The sequence below is a fragment of the Plantibacter sp. Mn2098 genome (assembly GCF_049319745.1).
Classification (GTDB): domain Bacteria; phylum Actinomycetota; class Actinomycetes; order Actinomycetales; family Microbacteriaceae; genus Plantibacter.
The window spans coordinates 190,612-210,495 of the sequence record NZ_JBMOUH010000003.1; the positions used below are offsets into that span (position 1 = coordinate 190,612).

Below are 19,884 nucleotides of genomic sequence, written 5' to 3' on the forward strand. Positions count from 1 at the left end.
GTGAATGATCACCGGCCCCGCCGTCGTTCGTGCAGCGTCCTGGTCTAGGAAGCGCTCTTGCCGTAGGAGCCGAGCTGCTGCGCCGACTGCACAACACGAGCGGCCATGGCCGTCTCGGCGATCTTGCCCCACGAGCGCGGGTCGTAGACCTTCTTGTTGCCGACTTCGCCGTCGACCTTGAGGAAGCCGTCGTAGTTGCGGAGGACCGTGTCCGCCACGGAACGGCTGAACGCGTACTGCGTGTCCGTGTCGATGTTCATCTTGATGACACCGTTGGCGACGGCCTCGGCGATCTCGGCGTCGGTCGAGCCCGATCCACCGTGGAAGACGAGGTCGAGCGGCTTCGGGCCGTGACCGTACTTGGCGGTCAGGCCGTCCTGGATCTCCTTGAGCAGCGCCGGCTTCAGGACGACGTTGCCCGGCTTGTAGACGCCGTGCACGTTGCCGAAGGTGAGGGCGGCCATGTAGCGGCCGTTCTCGCCGAGGCCGAGTGCCTCGACCGTTGCGATCGCGTCATCGAGCGTCGTGTAGAGGTGCTCGTTGATGTCGTGGCTGACGCCGTCCTCTTCGCCGCCGACGACGCCGATCTCGACCTCGAGGATCGCGTTGATCGCCTTCGTGCGCTTGATGATGTCCTGTGCGACCTCGAGGTTCTCATCGAGGGGCACCGCCGAACCGTCCCACATGTGCGACTGGAAGATCGGGTTGCGGCCGGCCTTGACCTCTTCCTCGGAAGCGGCGATGAGCGGCAGGACGAAGCCGTCGAGTGCGTTCTTCGGGCAGTGGTCGGTGTGCAGGGCGACCGTGACGGGGTAGTTCTTGGCGACCTCGGTCGCGAACTTCGCGAACGCGATGGCGCCGGCTGCGCGGTTCTTGACCGTGTGGCCGGCGAAGTAGTCTGCGCCACCCGTGGTGACCTGGATGATGCCGTCGGAACCGGCCTCGGTCAGCCCCTGCAGGACGGAGTTGATGGTCTGCGAGCTCGAGACGTTGAATGCCGGGTAGGCGAATCCGTTCGACTTCGCCTTGTCGAGCATCTCTGCGTACTGTTCCGGTGTTGCGACGGGCATGACTTCTCCTTGGCACTGGGGTCGATTTGGTTGAAAGTCTAGCCAGTCGCGCCGTCGGGCGCGGGGTCGGGCTTCCGGATGGGGCACGATGGGGGCATGGCAACAGACCTCGGGTCCGAAGAACTCCTCGCCGGATTCCTCCGCGCGACCGAACACGCCGCTGCCGCTGCCGCCCCGCTCGTCGGGTCAGGCGACGGCATGGCGATCGACGGCGCCGCGGTCGCCGCGCTGCGGAGCTGGCTCGATGGCCTCGCGGTCGACGGCCTCGTCGTCGTCGGCGAGGGGGAGAAGGACGAGGCTCCCATGCTCTTCATCGGTGAACGCTTCGGAACGGGGGTCGGGCCACGACTCGACCTCGCCGTCGATCCCGTCGACGGCACCAAACTCGCTGCGACCGGCCGCCCGGATTCCGTCGCCGTGATCGCGATCGCTCCGCACGGCGCCCTCGCCGACATCGGCCCGGCGTTCTACATGGAGAAGCTCGTCACTTCGGCCTCCGGCGCCGGGAGCTCCCTCGATGAACCGATGACCGTCATCCTCGACCGTCTGGCCGCCGCGACGGGTCGGCCGGTGTCCGAGCTGACCGTCGCCGTGCAGACGCGACCGCGGAACGCGGGATACGCCGATGCTGCTGCGCAGGCCGGCGCTCGGGTGCTCGCCTTCGCAGACGGGGACGTCGCGCTCTCCTTGCGCGCAGCATCGGCCGAAGGCGACATCGACCTGCTCATCGGCATCGGCGGCGCCCCGGAGGGCGTGCTCACCGCGGCAGCGGTCCGGGCGCTCGGCGGACACATGGTCGGCAGGCTCGCGCCGCAGTCGCGGGGCGAGCGGAACCGCATCGAACAGGCCGGGATCGAGGTCGCCCGCCTCCTCCCGCTCGACGAGCTCTGCGCGGACGACGCATGGCTGATCCTGAGCGCCGTGACCGAGACTCGGCTGTCGCCGACGGTGACGCTCGCCGGGGTCCGACTGGCCGGCGGCGCGTCCGGCGGCGGCGCAACGGTCGACTCGGTCGTCGTCCGACCGCGACAGATTCCGGTCGTATCACGGAATCGGATCCTCCCCGCTGACGCCTGACGCCGACGGATAGGCTGGAGGTCCACCCATCCAGCGCCGTGATGATGCGGCGCACGATCCACGGAGGATCACGTGACTCAGCCAGAAACCGGCTCACACTACCTGCAGCCAGACCGCAACCTCGCCATGGAATTGGTGCGGGCCACCGAGGCGGCTGCCATCAGGGCGGCACCGTTCATCGGCCGGGGTGACAAGAACGCGGCCGACGGAGCAGCGGTCGATGCGATGCGCGCGTTCCTCGGCACCGTCAACTTCGAGGGCGTCGTCGTCATCGGAGAGGGCGAGAAGGACGAAGCGCCCATGCTCTTCAACGGCGAGCGCGTCGGCAACGGCCGCGGGCCGTCCTGCGACATCGCCGTCGACCCCATCGATGGGACGAGTCTCACCGCGGCCGGCCGCCAGAACGCCCTGTCCGTCATCGCCGTCTCCGACCGCGGCAGCATGTTCGACCCGTCCGCCGTCTTCTACATGGACAAGATCGTGACGGGCCCTGCCGGCATCGGCGTCGTCGACATCTCGCAGTCCATCGGCGACAACATCCGTGAGCTCGCGAAGGCGAAGGGACTCCGGCCGGAGGACATGCGGGTCGCGGTCCTCGACCGTCCGCGTCACGCGCAGCTCATCGAGGAGATCCGCGAGGCCGGCGCCGGGACGCGGCTGCTGCTCGACGGCGACGTGGCCGGTGGGATCAACGCTGCCCGCTACGACTCCCGCATCGACATGTGTGTCGGGGTGGGCGGCACCCCGGAGGGCATCATCACGGCGTGCGCCGTCAAGGCGCTCGGCGGGTTCATCCAGGGCAGGCTCATGCCGAAGGACGCGGTGGAACGGCAGCAGGCAATCGATGCCGGTCACGACGTGGACCGCATCCTGGGCGCCAACGATCTGGTCCGTGGCGACAACACCTACTTCGTGGCGACGGGTGTCACCCACGGCGAGCTGGTGGACGGCGTGCAGCACAAGGGCCCCATCATCCGCACCGAGAGCCTCGTGCTGCGGTCGCGCTCAGGCACCATTCGTCGGGTTGTCGCGGATCACCTCGCGGAGAAGTGGCTCTGATCCGTCGGTGACACTCGTTCGAAGTCGATCGGCGAGGCGCTCCTCCAGTTCGCTGGCGGGCGCCTCGTCGTCGTTGGGGATGAGGAGTTGCTGGGCCGTTGGGCGGTCCAGGTCCGGGTGCCCGTCCAGGGCCGGGTTCAGCTCCAGGTGCAGTTCCGGTGACGCGTCGGCGGCGACGGACACTTCCGGCGCGGTGAGCGACTTGGCCGCTGCGTCGCTCTGGGCGACCGTTGCGACGACCGTCGACTCGTCGAGGGCATCGAGCTTCCGCGCCGTGACCAGGACGCGACGCTCCAGGGAGTTGGCGAACTGGTTGTAACTGGAGACCGTGCTCTCGATCGATCGGCGGAGTCGGTCGGCGTGATCCGAGAGCGTCGACAGGCGCTGGTACAACTCTTTGCCGAGGTCGAACAAGCGCTTGGCGTCCTCGGTCAGGACGTCCTGCTGCCAGGTGAACGCGACGGTCTTGAGCACGGCCCACAGGTTGACCGGTGAGGCGAGGGCGACACGCTTGCCGAAGGCGTAGTCGAGCAGGCTCGGGTCCGCCTCCAACGCTGCAGCGAGCAGGGATTCGCTCGGGATGAACGCGATGACGAATTCCGGGCTGGCCTCGAGCCCCCGCCAGTAGGTCTTCGCGGCGAGCTGATCGACGTGGGATCTGACGGCCTTGACGTGCTGGGCCAGGAGGGCGGTGCGTCGTGCGGCCTCCTCGCCCGTCGCGGTGATCGGGATGTGACTGGCCTCGAGATACTGCGCGAACGGGACCTTGGCATCCACGGCGATCGACTTGCCGCCTGGCAGCCGCACCACCATGTCGGGGCGTCCGGCGCCGGCGTCCGACGAGATGCTCGTCTGCACGTCGAAGTCGACGCGCTGCGTGAGCCCCGCCGCCTCCACGACGTTGCGGAGCTGGGTCTCGCCCCACACGCCGCGCGTCGCATTGTTGCGGAGCGCGGAGGCGAGCGACTCGGTCGTGGAGCGCAGCCGCTCCTCCGACTCCGACGCCGTCTTGAGCTGCTGGCTCAGCTCGCCGTGCTGCTGGTTGCGCTGGGTTTCGAGATCGGTGACCTTCTGCTGCATCTGCTGCAGCGTGGTCTGCACGGGGGCGAGCGCCTGGAGGACGAGGCTCTCGTCCTGATCCTGCTGCGCCTTGGCACTGGCCTCTGCGCGCTGACGCTCGATGAGGTCGCGGTACTGCTCGCGCTGGGCGGCGAGCTCCCGGGTCAGGCCGTCGGCCGTGGCATCGAGGGAGGCGAGCTCTGCGCGGAGTGACGCCCGGACGTCGGCCTCGCGTGCTGCTGACTCCGCGGATTCACGTTGCACCTCCGCGCGCACCTCGGCGAGTCGTGCAGCGTGCCTGGCCTCCAACAGTGCCGGGTCGACGCCTCCGGTGGACGGTGAGGCGCCTCCGCCGCGGCGCGACGCCACGAGCCAGGCGAGACCGCCGCCGACGATGAGGCCGATGACGAGCCCGAGTCCCAGTGCGAGTGCCGTGTCCATGCCCCCAGTGTGACGCGGACCGCCGACATCGTCCGGTGCGGGCCGGGCGAGCCGCGACTCAGGCGCGGGGGAGCACCAGACGGGGGAGGAGGTCCTCCACCGCCGCACGCACCGTGAACGACACTCCGACATCGCCGCACAGGTACCGCAGGAGCGACTGCTGGAACAGGCCGTCGAGTGTGGCGTACGCAACGGATGACGGTACGGAGACAACCGTGCCGAGCAGCTCCGCATACCGTTCGACGATGCGCCAGATCATCCGTTCCAGGCTGTTGTCGATCTCGGCCACGTCCGCTCGGAAGCCCGATTCGAACAGGCTCTGACTCCGCAGGTCGTACCAGAGCCGGTGCATCGCGGCGTCGTCGACGAGGGTCATCGCGAAGCCGTTCGCGAAGCTGTAGCGGAGTTCCTCCGCCGTGCTCGCATCGCTCACGATCCGGTCGTACCTGGCGACGCTCGCGACCTTGTACCGCTGCACGCAGTAGGTGATGAGGTCGACCTTGTCCTCGAAGTAGTAGTGCAGCACTCCGTGGGAGAAGTCGGAGTTCTGGGCGATCTCGCGCAGGCTCGTTCTTGCGTATCCCAACTCGGAGAGCGTCTGCAGTGCGACGTCGGCGAGTTCGTCACGGCGTTCGGTGAACTTGTCGGCACGACCCCTGGTGATGCGATCGGTCACCGTTGTCACGTTGCCCCGTCCTTGTCACCTTCCGCGGCACCCTGCCGCGCGTATCGGCCCATGTTACGCCTCCGATGTCGGTTCGGCGATGCATTGAGACGAGTGTCCAAAGAATACTTGACATTCGTCCCGAATTCATTTGACAGTCGTCCAGATTCTTGAGCGAGGTGTCCGACGGCCACCTCCGGCCCACCTATCCTGGAATCCGCCCATCACGCGCCGACCGGAGGATCATGACGTCAACACCCACCACCCGCATCCCGGTCTACCTCGACTGCGACACCGGCATCGACGACGCCCTCGCGCTCGCGTATCTCCTCGCGTCCCCGGAGATCGATCTCGTCGGCATCGGATCGGTGAGCGGCAACGTGAGCGCGGCGCAGGGCGCCGTGAACACGCTCGACCTGCTGGCGCTGGCCGGACGCCCGGACGTCCCGGTCGCCGTCGGCGCGCACCATCCAGTCGCCGGTGAATTCGACGGCGGTGTTCCGCACATCCACGGTCGGAACGGCGTTGGCAACGTCGACCTGCCGCCGTCCGGGCTCGAACCCGTCGCGGAGAGCGCGGCAGAACTGCTGATCCGGCTGTCCCACCAGCACGAGGGCGAGCTGCGTGTGCTCGCCATCGGGCCGTTCACGAACCTCGCGGAAGCGCTGCGGATCGATGCGGGACTCGCCGGCCGAGTGCACGGCGTCACGGTCATGGGCGGGGCTGCCCTCACTCCCGGCAATGTGACGCCCGTCGCGGAGGCGAACGTGTGGAACGACCCGGAGGCTGCGGCGGAGGTCGTCGGGGCCGATTGGGACGTCACCCTCGTCCCGCTCGACGTCACGGAGGAGAACGTCTTCGAGGAGAGCGACCGGGAGGCGCTGCTCGCTGCGGAGACACCCTTGGCGCGTGCGCTCGGCGAGATCCTCGACGTCTACTTCGACTTCTACGTCGTCGTCTACGGCAGACGCAGCTGTGCGCTCCACGACCCGCTCTCCGCAGCACTTGTGGTCGGCGGCATCACCGCCACGAAGGCCCCGGCCGTCCCGATCGTCGTCGACACGACGCAGGGGCCGGGCCGCGGCCAGACCATCTGCGACCTGCGCGGACAGCGGATGGGGACCCACGACCGGGTCGGACGCCGGACGCGTGTGGTGCTCGACACTGATCGTCCGCTCGCGGAGCACCTCGTCGAGCGGATCCTCGCGTACAGACCCGCGGTCTGATCACGTCGACCTCCTGAGCGTCCGCTCGGGTGAGCGGAACGGCAGGCGGCGGCTCAGGCGGCGACCGGGGCCCCGATGCGGCCGAGCTTGACGCTCGTCGCCTGCGCGAGACCCGGGATCGAGTCAGCGCCGTGCCGGCTCGCGGCGTGGATCATGATGCGAGCGCACGCCTCGGCGTCCGCGAGCGCATCGTGGTGCGGGAAGTCCTCGAACCCGGCGGCCATCGCGGCCATCGGCAGGCGGTAGGACTCCAGCTGGTAGGTCTTCCGGGCCACGTTGAGGCTGCACAGGTAGGTGAAATCGGGGCACTCGAGCCCGGTCGCCGCGCACCCGCCGCGGATGACGCCCATGTCGAACCCGGCATTGTGCGCCACGAGGGCGTCGCCGTCCGCGTACGCGACGAGGTCGGCGAGCTGTTCGTCCCACGAGGCAGCACGGACGACGTCCTCCGCGACGATGCCGTGGATCCGGGTGTTCCACTCGAGGAAGGCGTCGTGGCCGGCCGGCGGGCGGATGAGCCAACCGACGCGATCGACGACGATGCCCGCGCGGACCTTGACGAGGCCGACGCTGCACGCGGAGGCGGACGACGAGTTCGCGGTCTCGAAGTCGATGGCGGTGAAATCCAGTGGCACCCCTTCACCATCGCACCATCCTCCGACAGCGGCCGATCGGCTCGCCGGGGATGCGGCCATCGGTCGAGGGGCGCGATGGGCGGAGCCAGCCGTATCGCGGCCGGGGCGGGGCAAGTCTGAGCGCAAGCCCCGAACAGCCGATCCGCGCAGCAGTACTGTCGAATGGTGAGCGATTCAGAGACCAGGGCCGTCCAGGCGGCATCGTTCGGTGCCGCAGCCGAAGCATACGAGCGGGGACGTCCCGAGTACCCGGCCGACGCGATCGACTGGCTGCTCCCGGAGGACGCCGAGGCGGTGATCGATCTCGGTGCCGGCACGGGCAAGCTGACCAGGCTCCTGAAGAAGCGAGCGAAGGACCTTGTCGCCATCGATCCGTCGCAGGCGATGCTCGCGGTGCTCGGCGATGTCGTCGGCGGGGTGGAGACCATTGTGGGCACGGCGGAGGAGATCCCCATCGCCGACGGTGAAGCCGATGCGGTGCTGTGCGCGCAGGCATGGCACTGGGTCGAACCGGAGCGCGCATCGGCCGAGGTCGCGCGGGTGCTCAAGCCGGGCGGGACGTTCGGGCTCGTCTGGAACTTCCGGGACGAGCGCGAGGATTGGGTGGCGGAACTCGGCCGGATCCTGGGCGACGGGAACCGTGCGGAGGACATCGGCACGCCTGAGATCCACGGTCCTTTCGGCCCGCTGGAACGGTTCGAGACCACCTGGACCGACGAGCTGACGCGGGACGAGGTCGTGGACCTCGTGTTCTCGCGGAGCTACATCATCACCGCCGACGACGAGCGGCGCGCCGAGGTGTCCCGGCAGCTCGACGAGCTCCTCGACGGCCGCGGCGACACCATCCGACTGCCGTACACGACGGTGTGCTTCCGCACGATCCGCGACTGATCGGCGCCCTCAGGGGCAGTTTTCGGCGGGTGTCCGGTCGTTCTCCGATGCTGCGGGCGAGCGCCGTCCGGCCAGGCCAAGTACGATAGACGCTCGTGGCTCTTACTATCGGCATCGTCGGCCTGCCCAACGTCGGCAAGTCAACCCTCTTCAACGCGCTCACGCGCAACAACGTGCTCGCGGCGAACTACCCGTTCGCGACGATCGAGCCGAACGTCGGCGTGGTCGAACTGCCTGACGCCAGGCTCGGCAAGCTCGCCGAGATCTTCGGCAGCGAGCGCATTCTGCCCGCCGCGGTGTCGTTCGTCGACATCGCCGGCATCGTCAAGGGTGCGAGCGAGGGCGAGGGCCTCGGCAACAAGTTCCTCGCGAACATCCGTGAGGCCGACGCCATTGCGCAGGTCGTGCGTGGTTTCGCCGACCCAGACGTCGTGCACGTCGACGGTTCGGTCAACCCGGCCTCCGACATGGAGACCATCAACACCGAGCTGATCCTCGCCGACCTCGAGACGCTCGAGAAGGCGATCCCGCGCTTCGAGAAGGAGATCAAGGGCAAGAAGCTCGACCCCTCCGTCCTCGTTGCCGCGAAGGATGCGCAGGATGCGCTGAACGCCGGCACGCCGCTGTCCGCGACGAAGATCGACCTGGAGCCCATCAAGGAGCTCGGTCTGCTGACGTCGAAGCCGTTCATCTACGTGTTCAACGTGGACGAGGCCGTGCTGCAGGACCAGGCGAAGCTCGCGGAACTGGCTGCGCTCGTGGCTCCCGCGAAGGCCGTCTTCCTCGATGCGAAGCTCGAGTCGGAGCTCGTCGACCTCGACGAGGCCGACGCGAAGGAGATGCTCGAGTCGACCGGTCAGACCGAGTCCGGTCTCGACCAGCTGGCCCGCATCGGATTCGCCACCCTCGGTCTGCAGACCTACCTGACAGCCGGTCCGAAGGAGTCGCGTGCGTGGACGATCCCGCAGGGCGCGAAGGCTCCGCAGGCCGCCGGTGTCATCCACACGGACTTCGAGAAGGGCTTCATCAAGGCCGAGGTCATCTCGTTCGACGACCTCGTCGAGACGGGCTCCGTCGCCGAGGCGCGCTCCAAGGGCAAGGCCCGTATGGAGGGCAAGGACTACACGATGCAGGACGGCGACGTCGTGGAGTTCCGCTTCAACGTCTAGCGCTCGCCAGTTGTGCAACGGAGGCCGCCTCGCTCATCGCGAGGCGGCCTCCGTCGTTTCCGGGGTGCGTGCGGTGCCGTGTCTGTTCACAACTCAGGAGCGGCCCCGGCGTGTCGCGCCGAAACACGCCGAAGGGACCCGACACGCCGTGGGTGCTCCTGAATTGCGAACGGACGGACGGAGTTCGGGAGCAGGTGAAGCAGCGGGTGCAGGGGGGAATGGCGGAGTGGATTGCTGCCGTCACGTCACGGTGGAGAGGACGAACGTCGCCAGGAACGCGCAGACGGCGACGATGATGCCCCAGATCGCGGAACCACGACCCCGGCCGGGCAGGCAGAGCGCACCCACGGCGAGCCCGACGCTGATGAACGACACCACCCAGGTGAACACCTGCGGGAAGCTCAGCGACGCCGCGATGAGCGCGAACAGGGCGACGGCGAGTGCGACGACTCCGAGGGGATTCCGTTGCCGGACCGGGGCTTCTTCCAGATCTTCAGCCCACTCCGCCCCGTCCCACCAGCGTCTGGCGCCAGAGGCGTCCGGGTACCAGCCAGGTGGGGGTGTTTCGTTCGTCATGGGCTGATCGTAGAACACGAATCTGACCCGGAACCGTGCCGCCGCACAGCGAACGTCGCGGTCCGCCTAGACACAAGCAGCCCATCGAATCAACGCCTCCCATGATCGGCGCCCGTGGTGGGAGGATGACGCGATGGAACAACTCGTGGAGGACCTCGAATGACCACGTTGCCGGACCGACCGAACACCGCGCTCATCGTCCTAGACGTGCAGCGCGGGGTCGTTGAGGGCGCTGTCGGGCGGGACTCGGTGGTGGCGAACATCGCGACGCTCGTCGACCGGGCCAGACGAGCAAGGACGCCGGTCGTCTGGATCCAGCACGCCGACGACCACCTCGTCGAGGGCAGCGATGCGTGGCAGTACGTCCCGGAGCTCGTCCGCCGCTCTCGTGAACCGCTGGTCCACAAGCACTACGGCGACGCGTTCGAGGAGACGACGCTCGAAGCGGAGCTCGCGAAGGCCGCGGTCGGTCGGCTCGTGGTGGTCGGCGCCCAGACCGACGAGTGCATCAGGTCCACGATCCACGGCGCGTTCGTGCGCGGCTACGACGTGACCCTCGTCGCCGATGCGCACACCACGGAGGACCTCACCGAGTGGGGCGCGCCGCCACCGGAACTCGTCATCGCGCACACGAACCTGTATTGGGGCGAACACACCGCACCGGGACGCACGGCCGCCGTGGTCGAGACGAGCGGCGTCTCGTTCAGCGCCTGAACGTCGCGTCCGCAGACCGTCCGCCACCGCGGGCGAGCTGTTGTTCCCCAAGGCGGGCCTGCCACTGTTCCCCAGGGCAGAACTGTGCCGTGCTCGTGGGGGAGACACGCAGATCACCGGGGTCTTAGGCTCACAGACAGGGCGCCCTGCCCGGACCCAGCCAGGACCTTCAGGACATCCAGGAGGTCAGCGAGCCCGTTCGGGTGGCGCGCTGGCCTCCGCACCCCGGAGGACGTTCGCGGACGCGCTGCACGGCGAGATGTCAATCCCCAATCACCAGACGGCGAGACGATCTACGGTCGAATGGTGGCCGACGCAGTACACGCCGGTCCGGAGAAGGACAGACCGAGATGCACAGATCAACGTTGAAGGTGCCGGGTTTCGACATCGTCGAACTGAGTCCACACGAATGGCGAGTGGCCGACGCGACGGAGAATCCATCGGACGCGACTTACGTCCTCGCGTACATCGAGCAACGGGACGGCGCGTATGACGTGCTGTCGGTCTCTCCCGGACCGCCCCACACCTGGCGCGCAACGACATTCCCTGAGGCGTTGTCGTTCGCGCGGCGGCCAGGAGCCGCCTGACGACGGCTCAGCGTCCCTGACGCTTCTTGTAGGGCAGCGGCTCGCCCTTGACCTTGGGTGCGCGGCCCTTGCCCTTGGACGCCTTGGCCTTGCCGCCGGGGGCAGGAGCGGACCTGGCCGCAGCAGCAGCCGATGCGGCCAGTTGGCGCTGCGCGTCCGGGAGGAAGGCCGCGCCGGCGTCGGAGAGCTGGGTCGACTCGACATCGCGACGGAACAGCTCGTAACCGAGGATGCCTTCGAGCTTGCGGACGTCGGTGACGACCGTGCTCCGGGGGACGTCGAGGAGCTTGCCGGCCTTCGCGTAGTGGAGGGTCTCGGCCGCCGCGACGAACGAGCGGAGCAGTTTGTGGTCCATACGGTGATGCCTTCCATCGGAGCCGGTCGTCCGGGCCCGTTGACAGACTACGCGAGAGTGCCAGGCCGTGCCCGGCCGTTGGATCACGCGGTGCGTGCGGACACGGCGGGAAATGAGACGATTGCAGGATGACCGCAACACTCGTCGCCCAGAACCTCGCCGGGGGATACGGCCACCGCACACTCTTCGACTCGCTCGACGTCACCGTCGCACCAGGGGACGTCGTCGGCGTGGTCGGCGTCAACGGCGCGGGGAAGTCGACGCTCCTGCGCATCCTCGCCGGTGTCACCGAACCGCAGGGAGGGACGGTGTCCCTGTCGCCGTCCGACGCGTTCGTCGGGTTCCTGCCGCAGGAGCACGAGCGTGTCGAGGGCGAGTCGATCGCCGCCTACATCGCACGTCGGACCGGCTGCGCCCAGGCGACGGAGGAGATGGATGCCGCGGCGGCGGCACTCGGCGACCCTGACGCAGGGGCTTCAGGCGGCCTCGACCCGGCCGACGTCTATTCCACGGCCCTCGACCGCTGGCTCGCGAGCGGGGCGGCCGACCTCGACGACCGCATCCCGGCCGTCCTCGCCGACCTCGGACTCGACCTCGAAGCGGACCTCGCCGAGCGCACGTTGATGACCTCGCTCTCCGGTGGACAGGCGGCACGCGTCGGTCTGGCCGCCCTGCTGCTGTCCCGGTTCGACATCGTGCTGCTCGATGAACCGACGAACGACCTCGACCTCGACGGCCTTGAACGACTCGAAGGATTCGTCCGCGGGCTGCGCGGCGGCGTCGTCCTCGTGAGCCACGACCGCGAGTTCCTCGCACGCTGCGTCACGCGCGTCCTCGAACTGGACCTCGCGCAGAGCGCCAACCGGGTCTTCGGCGGCGGCTACGACTCCTACCTGGAGGAGCGTGAGACGGCGCGGCGGCATCAGCGCGAGGAGTACGACGAGTTCGCGGCCAAGAAGGCCGACCTCATCGGTCGGGCCAGAGTGCAGCGCGAATGGTCGAGCCAGGGAGTGCGGAACGCGATGAAGAAGGCGCCGGACAACGACAAGATCCGGCGGAAGGCGTCGATGGAGTCGAGCGAGAAGCAGGCGCAGAAGGTGCGCCAGATGGAGAGCAGGATCGCCAGGCTCGACGAGGTCGAGGAGCCGCGCAAGCAGTGGCAGCTGCAGTTCACGATCGGCTCCGCGCCGCGGTCGAGCACGGTCGTCTCCACCCTGAGCGACGCCGTGTTCCGTCAGGGCGACTTCACGCTCGGGCCGGTGTCGTTGCAGGTGAACGCCGGCGACCGCATCGGCATCACAGGGCCCAACGGCGCCGGCAAGTCGACGCTGCTGCGCGCGCTGCTCGGCCGTCAGGTCCCAGACAGCGGGACGGCGAGCCTCGGGACGAGTGTGCGGATCGGCGAGATCGATCAGGCCCGCTCACTGCTCGTGGGCGATGAACCGCTGGCCGACCGGTTCGAGGCGATCGTGCCCGAGCTGTCCGCGGCCGAGGTGCGGACGCTGCTCGCGAAGTTCGGTCTCAAAGCCGACCACGTGAATCGTCCGGTCGACGGCCTGTCGCCGGGCGAGCGCACTCGCGCCGGGCTCGCGGTACTCCAGGCGACCGGCGTCAACCTGCTCGTCCTGGACGAACCGACGAACCACCTCGATCTCGTTGCCATCGAACAGCTCGAACAGGCGCTCGACTCCTACGAGGGCACGCTGCTCCTCGTGACCCACGACCGTCGGATGCTCGAGAACGTCCGCACCGAGCGTCGGTGGCAGGTCGACGCCGGCACGGTCAGCGAGGTGTAGACGTCCCGGTGAGTTCCTCCGCGACCGCCCACAGCGACGCCGCGAGGTCGACCCCTCGCGCGCTGCGTGGGAGCTCTGCGACCAGTTCGGTCTCGCCGACGAGCCCGAACGTTCCGCCCGGCCCGTAGTAGGCGCCCTGGACGACCGATGGGCTCGCGGCCGCGAACAGCAACGGTTCCGTCCCCTGCTCAACACCCTGCGAGGGGATGAAGGTCCGATCGCTCGGCGCCTTGGGCCTTGTGCGCCCGAGATTCGCGCCGGCGGTCTGCAGGTTGGTCCTCGTGAAGCCGGGGTGCGCCATCGTGCTGAGGAGCCGCCAGCGACGCTCGGTGGCGATGGCGCCGAGCCGGGATGCCATGAGCATGTCCGCGAGTTTCGACTGCCCGTAGGCGAGGAATGGCGAGTATCGCTTCGTCCATTGGAGGTCGTCGAAACGGATCTTGCCGATCGCCGCGACACCGCTCGACATCGTGGTGACCCTGGCACGCTCCGACTGCAGCAAATGGGGGAGGAGCAGGTTGGTGAGGGCGAACGGTCCGAGGAAGTTGCTGCCGAACTGCAGCTCGAATCCGTCCGCCGTGGTGAGGCGCTTCGGCGGGGCCATCACGCCGGCGTTGTTCACGAGGACGTCGATCTGGCGATCACCCTCGAGGATCCCGGCCGCGAACTCTCGGACGCTGGCGAGCTCCGCCAGGTCGATGCGGCGGACTTCGAGGCTCGCCTCGGGGACGATGCGGAGGATCTCGTCACGCGCCGCCTCGCCCTTGGCTGGGGTGCGGACCGCCATCACGATGTGTGCGCCCGCCGCCGCGAGCCGTTTCGTCGCCTCTTTGCCCGTTCCGCTGTTGGCGCCGGTGACGATGATGCTGCGGCCGGTCTGATCCGGGACGGTGTACATGGGTCTCCTCGTCGATGGCGAACGCGCGCGTCTCCTTCGATTGTCACAGTCGGCGACCGTTGCACCCGCTGTCCTCAGCAACGTCCCAGAGAACGGTGGCGCCCATCAGCGTCGCGGCAGCCGGGAAATCGACGAAACCCCGCCGCCTGGCAGGCGACGGGGTCTCGTGTGCGGAGCGCTCGCTACTAGTCGCGCAGCTGCTCCTTGTAATCGTTCTTGGCCTTGGTGGCGTCCCGTTCGGTTTCCGCCTGCTTCACCTTCGCGTCGGCCTTCGCTTCGTCGACCTTGTCTTCGATGCGTTCCTTTGCGTCCTCGACGGCATCGCCGATCTTCTCGCCGGTGGCCTTCAGTGCGTCTTTCGCGTCATCCAGGATTCCCATGTCGCCCTCCCCCGTGTTGGTGTTGAACACGTGTTCGTCCACTGATCCGTGACGAACCCGTCCAGTCTCGCCGCTCTGCCGCGGAGGGTGCAACGCCTTGCGTCCCACCTCGGTCCCCGCTATGCGGACCTCAGAAAATCCCACACCTGACGTTCAGGAACCAGTACGCTACGAGCAGCCCGACGAGGGGCACGGGGAGGGTTCGTATGGAAACCGTCAGATTCATCCTTGAGTTGGTCGTCGTACTCGGCTGCATCGTGATGGGCACACGATCCAGCGGTGTCGGGCTCGGCCTCTGGGGCGGCTCGGGTGTCGCCATCCTCGTGTTCGTCTTCCAGGAGCCCGTCGGCTCGCCACCGGTCGACGCCTTGCTCATCGTGCTCTCCGTGGTCCTCGCCTCATCGATGATGCAGTCAGCGGGCGGTATCGACTGGATGGTGTCGATCGCGGCGAAGCTCATCTCGCGCAGCCCCAAGCAGATCACGCTCGTCGCCCCGCTCGTGTCATTCCTCTTCTCCGCCGGCGCCGGCACCTCGAACATCCTGTATCCGCTGCTCCCGGTCATCCAGGACGTCGCCTACCGCAACAACATCCGTCCGTCCCGCCCCCTCTCGCTCTCGGTCGTCTCGACCGGTGTCGCGCTCGCCTGCAGCCCGGTGTCCGCCGCGATGGCGGCGATGGTGACGCTGACGGATGTCGCTCCGTACAACTTCGAGCTGATCGACATCATCAAGGTCACGTTGCCCGCGGCGATCGTCGGCATCGTCCTCGCCTCGTTCATCGTGTCCCGGCTCGGGAAGGACATCGCCGACGACCCCGAGATCCAGGCGAAGATCGCGGCCGGAACGCTCCAGGCGCCGAAGACCGATGGTGCGCTGAAGGCCGCGGACGTGACGGTCACGACCCAGGGACGGAACGCCGCCCTCATCTTCTTCGCCGGCGTCATCGCGATCGTCGTCCTCGGCCTGTTCAAGGGCCTCCGTCCGCTCGACGGCGACGGCGACCCGCTGAGCATGACGCCCATCATCGAGATCGTCATGTTCCTCGCCGGAACGCTCATCCTGCTGATCTGCCGCCCGAAGGTCTCCGAGATCCCCACGATGACCGTGTTCCGTGCCGGTATGGTCTCGGCGATCGCCCTCTTCGGTCTCGCCTGGCTGACCGACACCTTCCTCTCGGCGCACCAGCAGGAGATCGCGAACACCGTCGGCAGCTGGGTCGCGGCGCTGCCGTGGATCTTCGCGCTCGGCGTGTTCCTCGTGTGTGTGCTCACCACCAGCCAGTCGACGGCGACGAGGACCGTGGTCCCCATCGGGCTCGCGGCCGGCATCCCGATCGGATTGCTGACCGGGATGTGGGCCGGCGCGTTCGCCGGCATCTACCTGCTGCCGACGAACGGCTCGCAGATCGCCGCGGCGAACTTCGACGAGTCGGGCAGCACGAAGCTCGGCACCAAGCTCGTCGACCACTCGTTCTTCGTCCCGACGCTGGTGCTCGCCGTGATCACGATCATCTTCGGTGCGATCTTCGGTCTGCTGTGGGGGACCGCCTGATCGCGCCTCAGCTGTCGGCTGCCGTCGCCGTCCGGTAGGCGTCCCAGGCCGCCTTGCAGGCATGTGCCAGGCGGTCGACGTGTTCGGCGTCAGGTGTCACCCAGCCGGTGCCCGGCTCGCGCAGGATCGCCGTGTTCGCCTCGCCGAGCAGGTATTCGCGGAGGAACTCCGCCTGCACGGCGCTGAACGTCGCACCTGCCTCGGCCGCTTCCGCATCGAGTTCACGGAACCGAGCACCGGCGTCGATGATCTCGTAGCTGCCGAGGTACGGCTGGTTGAGGGCGACCGCTGCGGGATCCGCGACGGCGAAGCCGGTCCGGTGGGCGTCCGCGAGCGCGCGCACGAGGTCCGGCCGCATCGTGACGGGGGAATCGCCGATGGGGTCGCCGTTGTGATCGCCCCGGTTGGAGAGCGCGACGACGTCGGGCAGCCGGTCTGCCGGGTCGCGGGGCACGTTGACGGCGCCGTCGGTTGTGGTGGTCGTGTTCATCGTGTCGTGGAACGAGAGCCGGGTGAAGTGCGCGCCGGAGCTCCCGGGTGCGAGCGCCCGATCGATGAATCGCTCGGTGAGCGCATCCCTGGTCGATTCGTAGACGCCGAGACCGTGGGACGCGACCCGGGTGAACGTGTCGGCGATCGCATCGATCTCCTCATCCGTCTCCGGCACGAGCAGCAACGGATAGAAGGAGAAGGTGACGGGCCGGACCGCGTCGACCCCGGTCAGATCGGTCTTGACGTAGGGCCCCGCCTGACGGATCCGGTCGAATGCCTCTCGCAGTGATGCGCGCAGATCGGCCGGCTTCTGCCGGTTCGGGTCGCGGATGAGCCGCGGGTGCGGGTTCTCCACGTACACGATGCGCGGATCGATCGCCGCCCAGCGCCGGACGACCGCGCTCGTGGAGACGTCGGTGAAGTCGTACTGCAAGCGTCGTGTGAACGCGGGGGACAGGAACTGGGCGATCTCCGCCGGGATGGCGGCGCCGGCGTGCGGGCAGCTGACGAGGAGATCGGCGCCGGCGATGGCTTCATCGAGACTGCGATGCTGCTGGTCGGCCCAGAAGGTGATGTCCTCCGGCCGGAAGACGGTGTCGGCTGGGATGAGGACCGGCGTCGAGTCTGACATGGCCAGACTCTACCGCTGCCGTGCGTCCCGCGGGAAGGGCGGCGGAGTCGAACGGCGAAGTGGTGCTCCGCCAGCTCAGGGAGCCGGCGAGGGGCCGTCGGTCGGGGTGGCGTGCGGCAGCCAGTTCTTCAGCAGCTCTTCCTCCGGCGCCACGAGACGCTCCGTGTGGAGGTCGTACTCGGGATCGCGCGCCGCGAGGTGGCGCGTGATGGGGTCGAGGTTCTCGTCCTCGTGCGCTCTGCGTTCCTGCTCGCTGCTCATGGGACCACCGTAGCCGAGGGCGACCCGAACGGCCAGAGATCCCGCCGATCCGCTGCGAATCGGCGGCCCGTCGCGGGCTTGCCGGGTTTCAGTGATCGACGGATTCGAGGTGCCCGGCGAACGCCGCGAGCGAGCGCAGCCTGGCGAGCTCGTCCGTGGTCAGCGCATCCAGGGTCGTCTCCTCCGCCCGTGCGAGCGAGGCCGCGACCGTGGCGGCGAGCGTCGCCAGGTGCTCGTGTCCGCCCTGTTCCGCCGCTTGGGCGAGCCGGGGGAGGTCGCGTTGCAAGTTCTGCCGCAGCCGGGCCTGCGCCGCCGTGCCGTGACCGGCCTCATCGAGCGCGTCCAGCATGCCGGTCATCGCCTGGAGGCAGGCGGCGAGCGTCGCGAGTTCCTGTTCGCGCTGCGTGATCGAGGTGCCCTCCGCCCGGATCCGCCAGTGGTACACGACCTCCGGGATCATGTCGAAGGACGTGGCCTGGGCGTAGAACCTGGCCGCGAGGACCTGGTCCTCGTACAGCTCGCCGACCGGGAAACGGAACGAGTGCCGCTCCCAGAAGTCGCGGCGCGACAGCTTCGACCAGGCGACGATGTTCGCCACGGCCTCCGGGTGCTCGGCGAGTGTGGTGCCGACCAGGCCGGGGTTCGACTGCTCGATCCAAGGCTGGACGACGCCGAGCTCATAGCCGTCGTCGCCGGGCCGCAACCGCACGTAGGCGCCGGCGACGAAGTCGGAGCCGGACGTGCTCAGCGTGCCGTGGAGGTTCGCGTATGCGTCCTCCGGCAAGACGTCGTCGGCGTCCAAGAACGCGATGTACTCGCCCCGAGCCTCATCGAGTCCGCGGTTGCGCGCGGCGGAGAGCCCGCCGTGGTCCTGCTCGATGATCCGGAATCGCGGATCTGCCCCGGCACGCTCGCGGGCGATCCGCATCGTCCCGTCGATCGAACCGTCGTCGACGAGGATGGCTTCGAAGTCGCTGAACGACTGGCCGGAGAGGCTGGCGAGCGCATCGTCGAGGTACGGTTCGACGTTGTGCATCGGCACGATGACAGTGATGGCCGGCTGGCGGCGAGGGTGCTCCACGTGAGACCCAATCATGCGGACGGTTCGACTATTCCCGACTCGCGTCGCTTTTCGACATGCATGTGTCAGCGGCGCCCCGCGTCCGGCAGCCGACCACGGCCTGCGATGCTCCGTTACGCCTGGCGGAGGCCGGAGACCGCCGCCACAGCGAGGGGGACGGCGGCTGCCGCACCCGCGATGTCGGCTTCCGTGACCGTGCTGGAGAAGCTGAAGCGCACCGCCGTCTGAGCGACCTCCGGAGCGATGCCGATCGCGAGGAGCACCGCGGACGGTTCGTCGCTGCCAGCGGCGCACGCCGAGCCGCTCGAGGAGACGACGCCGCGCTGTTCGAGTTCGAGGAGGACCGCCTCGCCGCTCGTGCCGGGGAAGCAGAACGAGGCGATGCCGGGAAGTCGCTCGATGGGGTGACCGGTGAGCACAGCGCTCGGCACCGCATGTTGCACCCGCGCGATGAAGTCGTCGCGGAGCGCGCTCACCCGGCGGGCGGCATCGGCCCGTTCGGATTCCGCCAGTTCCAGGGCCGTCGCGAGCCCGACCGCCGCCGCCACGTTCTCGGTGCCACTGCGTCGCCCGCGTTCCTGTCCGCCGCCGTGGAGCACGGGTTCGAGGGGGAGTGCACCGCGCACCGCGAGCAGACCGACGCCCTTCGGTGCACCGAGCTTGTGGCCGGACAGGCTCAGCGCGTCCACGCCCAGGCTGTCCAGACCGAGATCCAGCCAGCCGGCCGCCTGGACGGCATCGGTGTGGATCGGGACGCCGTGGGACCTGGCGATCGCCCCGAGCGCCCTGATGGGTTGGACGGTGCCGATCTCGTTGTTCGCTGTCATCACCGTGACGAGCGCGGTGTCTGGTCGGAGGGCGGATTCGAGCTCGGCCGGATCGATCAGGCCGGTTCCGTCGACGGGGAGGACCGTGACCTCGAATCCGTGGAACCGTCGCAGGTACGCGACCGATTCCGCGACGGCCTCGTGCTCGATGGGGGAGGTGACGAGATGCCGCCCGGTCCCGGCTTCGAGCGCCGCGAGGGCGATCCCCTTGACCGCCAGATTGTCGGCCTCGGTCCCGCCAGAGGTGAACACCAGGTCGCCGGCACGTGTGCCGAGGACAGCGGCGATGCGACGGCGGGCGTCCGCAAGCGCTCCGGCCGCAGCCTCACCGACCGTGTGATGGCTCGACGGATTGCCGAAGGTGGCCGTGAGGAACGGCCACATCGCCTCCAGCACCTCGCGGCGTACTGGCGTCGTCGCCGCATTGTCCAGGTAGAGCACG

Annotated in this window: 21 protein-coding genes; 9 read left to right on the forward strand and 12 right to left on the reverse strand. The window is 68.5% G+C overall.

The features are described from left to right. Nucleotides 1-44: 44 nt before the first annotated feature. Complete coding sequence (fbaA, locus tag ACL9RL_RS06405) at nucleotides 45-1,070, reverse strand: class II fructose-bisphosphate aldolase (RefSeq protein ID WP_422779380.1); 1,026 nt, start codon at nucleotides 1,068-1,070, stop codon at nucleotides 45-47. A gap of 96 nt (nucleotides 1,071-1,166) precedes the next feature. Here fbaA and ACL9RL_RS06410 point away from each other — a divergent pair, with 96 nt between their 5' ends. Further along, the gene (locus ACL9RL_RS06410; RefSeq protein WP_422779381.1) at nucleotides 1,167-2,147 is read left to right on the forward strand and encodes a fructose-bisphosphatase class II; all 981 of its coding nucleotides are present in this window, start codon (nucleotides 1,167-1,169) and stop codon (nucleotides 2,145-2,147) included. Nucleotides 2,148-2,273: 126 nt separating this feature from the next. Then, nucleotides 2,274-3,206, forward strand: coding sequence for a class II fructose-bisphosphatase (glpX, locus tag ACL9RL_RS06415; RefSeq protein WP_422779575.1), 933 nt, complete (start codon nucleotides 2,274-2,276; stop codon nucleotides 3,204-3,206). Here the strand turns inward: glpX and rmuC are convergent. Both rmuC and ACL9RL_RS06425 read right to left on the reverse strand, forming a co-directional pair. Beyond that, nucleotides 3,153-4,706 carry a DNA recombination protein RmuC gene (rmuC, locus tag ACL9RL_RS06420; RefSeq protein WP_422779382.1) on the reverse strand — a complete coding sequence of 518 codons (1,554 nt, stop codon included), beginning with the start codon at nucleotides 4,704-4,706 and terminating at the stop codon, nucleotides 3,153-3,155. The two genes, glpX and rmuC, sit on opposite strands and share 54 nt — an antisense overlap. Before the next feature lie 58 nt (nucleotides 4,707-4,764). Continuing rightward, nucleotides 4,765-5,382: a TetR/AcrR family transcriptional regulator gene (locus ACL9RL_RS06425; protein ID WP_422779383.1), complete on the reverse strand. Its 618-nt coding sequence runs from the start codon at nucleotides 5,380-5,382 to the stop codon at nucleotides 4,765-4,767. Between the two features lie 233 nt (nucleotides 5,383-5,615). Here ACL9RL_RS06425 and ACL9RL_RS06430 point away from each other — a divergent pair, with 233 nt between their 5' ends. Further along, the gene (locus tag ACL9RL_RS06430) at nucleotides 5,616-6,596 is read left to right on the forward strand and encodes a nucleoside hydrolase (RefSeq protein WP_422779384.1); all 981 of its coding nucleotides are present in this window, start codon (nucleotides 5,616-5,618) and stop codon (nucleotides 6,594-6,596) included. A 53-nt stretch (nucleotides 6,597-6,649) separates the two neighbouring features. Here the strand turns inward: ACL9RL_RS06430 and ACL9RL_RS06435 are convergent, their stop codons facing one another. Next, the gene (locus ACL9RL_RS06435; protein WP_422779385.1) at nucleotides 6,650-7,231 is read right to left on the reverse strand and encodes an exonuclease domain-containing protein; all 582 of its coding nucleotides are present in this window, start codon (nucleotides 7,229-7,231) and stop codon (nucleotides 6,650-6,652) included. Nucleotides 7,232-7,396: 165 nt separating this feature from the next. Here ACL9RL_RS06435 and ACL9RL_RS06440 point away from each other — a divergent pair, with 165 nt between their 5' ends. Both ACL9RL_RS06440 and ychF read left to right on the forward strand, forming a co-directional pair. Then, nucleotides 7,397-8,122, forward strand: a complete 726-nt coding sequence (locus ACL9RL_RS06440; RefSeq protein ID WP_422779386.1) for a class I SAM-dependent methyltransferase — start codon at nucleotides 7,397-7,399, stop codon at nucleotides 8,120-8,122. Nucleotides 8,123-8,217: 95 nt separating this feature from the next. Further along, on the forward strand, nucleotides 8,218-9,291 hold the full coding sequence (gene ychF / locus ACL9RL_RS06445; protein WP_422779387.1) for a redox-regulated ATPase YchF: 1,074 nt from the start codon (nucleotides 8,218-8,220) through the stop codon (nucleotides 9,289-9,291). A 240-nt stretch (nucleotides 9,292-9,531) separates the two neighbouring features. Here the strand turns inward: ychF and ACL9RL_RS06450 are convergent, their stop codons facing one another. Further along, nucleotides 9,532-9,867 (reverse strand): DUF2510 domain-containing protein, encoded by a 336-nt coding sequence (locus ACL9RL_RS06450; RefSeq protein ID WP_422779388.1) that lies wholly within the window; start codon nucleotides 9,865-9,867, stop codon nucleotides 9,532-9,534. Nucleotides 9,868-10,026: 159 nt separating this feature from the next. Between ACL9RL_RS06450 and ACL9RL_RS06455 the strand changes: the two genes are divergently transcribed. Both ACL9RL_RS06455 and ACL9RL_RS06460 read left to right on the forward strand, forming a co-directional pair. Further along, the gene (locus ACL9RL_RS06455; protein WP_422779389.1) at nucleotides 10,027-10,581 is read left to right on the forward strand and encodes an isochorismatase family protein; all 555 of its coding nucleotides are present in this window, start codon (nucleotides 10,027-10,029) and stop codon (nucleotides 10,579-10,581) included. Nucleotides 10,582-10,931: 350 nt separating this feature from the next. After that, complete coding sequence (locus tag ACL9RL_RS06460; protein WP_422779390.1) at nucleotides 10,932-11,168, forward strand: hypothetical protein; 237 nt, start codon at nucleotides 10,932-10,934, stop codon at nucleotides 11,166-11,168. 7 nt (nucleotides 11,169-11,175) lie between these two features. Here ACL9RL_RS06460 and ACL9RL_RS06465 read toward each other — a convergent pair whose 3' ends face one another. Beyond that, entirely contained in the window at nucleotides 11,176-11,523 is a 348-nt protein-coding gene (locus ACL9RL_RS06465) for a LysR family transcriptional regulator (RefSeq protein ID WP_422779391.1), read from the reverse strand. Nucleotides 11,524-11,651: 128 nt separating this feature from the next. On the opposite strand from ACL9RL_RS06465, the gene abc-f reads away from it, so the two are divergent. Further along, nucleotides 11,652-13,319 carry a ribosomal protection-like ABC-F family protein gene (gene abc-f, locus ACL9RL_RS06470; protein WP_422779392.1) on the forward strand — a complete coding sequence of 556 codons (1,668 nt, stop codon included), beginning with the start codon at nucleotides 11,652-11,654 and terminating at the stop codon, nucleotides 13,317-13,319. On the opposite strand, the gene ACL9RL_RS06475 is transcribed toward abc-f, so the two are convergent. Both ACL9RL_RS06475 and ACL9RL_RS06480 read right to left on the reverse strand, forming a co-directional pair. After that, nucleotides 13,306-14,217, reverse strand: a complete 912-nt coding sequence (locus tag ACL9RL_RS06475; protein ID WP_422779393.1) for an SDR family oxidoreductase — start codon at nucleotides 14,215-14,217, stop codon at nucleotides 13,306-13,308. The two genes, abc-f and ACL9RL_RS06475, sit on opposite strands and share 14 nt — an antisense overlap. A gap of 185 nt (nucleotides 14,218-14,402) precedes the next feature. Continuing rightward, nucleotides 14,403-14,627 (reverse strand): hypothetical protein, encoded by a 225-nt coding sequence (locus ACL9RL_RS06480; protein ID WP_422779394.1) that lies wholly within the window; start codon nucleotides 14,625-14,627, stop codon nucleotides 14,403-14,405. A gap of 176 nt (nucleotides 14,628-14,803) precedes the next feature. Between ACL9RL_RS06480 and ACL9RL_RS06485 the strand changes: the two genes are divergently transcribed. Beyond that, nucleotides 14,804-16,150 carry an anaerobic C4-dicarboxylate transporter gene (locus tag ACL9RL_RS06485; protein WP_422779395.1) on the forward strand — a complete coding sequence of 449 codons (1,347 nt, stop codon included), beginning with the start codon at nucleotides 14,804-14,806 and terminating at the stop codon, nucleotides 16,148-16,150. Between the two features lie 7 nt (nucleotides 16,151-16,157). Here the strand turns inward: ACL9RL_RS06485 and ACL9RL_RS06490 are convergent, their stop codons facing one another. The 4 genes from ACL9RL_RS06490 to ACL9RL_RS06505 all read right to left on the reverse strand — a co-directional run bounded on the left by ACL9RL_RS06490 (nucleotide 16,158) and on the right by ACL9RL_RS06505 (nucleotide 19,883). Continuing rightward, nucleotides 16,158-17,273 (reverse strand): N-formylglutamate amidohydrolase, encoded by a 1,116-nt coding sequence (locus ACL9RL_RS06490; protein WP_422779396.1) that lies wholly within the window; start codon nucleotides 17,271-17,273, stop codon nucleotides 16,158-16,160. A 75-nt stretch (nucleotides 17,274-17,348) separates the two neighbouring features. Then, the gene (locus ACL9RL_RS06495) at nucleotides 17,349-17,534 is read right to left on the reverse strand and encodes a hypothetical protein (protein ID WP_422779397.1); all 186 of its coding nucleotides are present in this window, start codon (nucleotides 17,532-17,534) and stop codon (nucleotides 17,349-17,351) included. Between the two features lie 88 nt (nucleotides 17,535-17,622). Then, the gene (locus tag ACL9RL_RS06500; protein ID WP_422779398.1) at nucleotides 17,623-18,615 is read right to left on the reverse strand and encodes a glycosyltransferase family 2 protein; all 993 of its coding nucleotides are present in this window, start codon (nucleotides 18,613-18,615) and stop codon (nucleotides 17,623-17,625) included. A gap of 113 nt (nucleotides 18,616-18,728) precedes the next feature. After that, nucleotides 18,729-19,883, reverse strand: a complete 1,155-nt coding sequence (locus ACL9RL_RS06505; protein WP_422779399.1) for a cysteine desulfurase family protein — start codon at nucleotides 19,881-19,883, stop codon at nucleotides 18,729-18,731. Nucleotide 19,884: the final 1 nt, after the last annotated feature.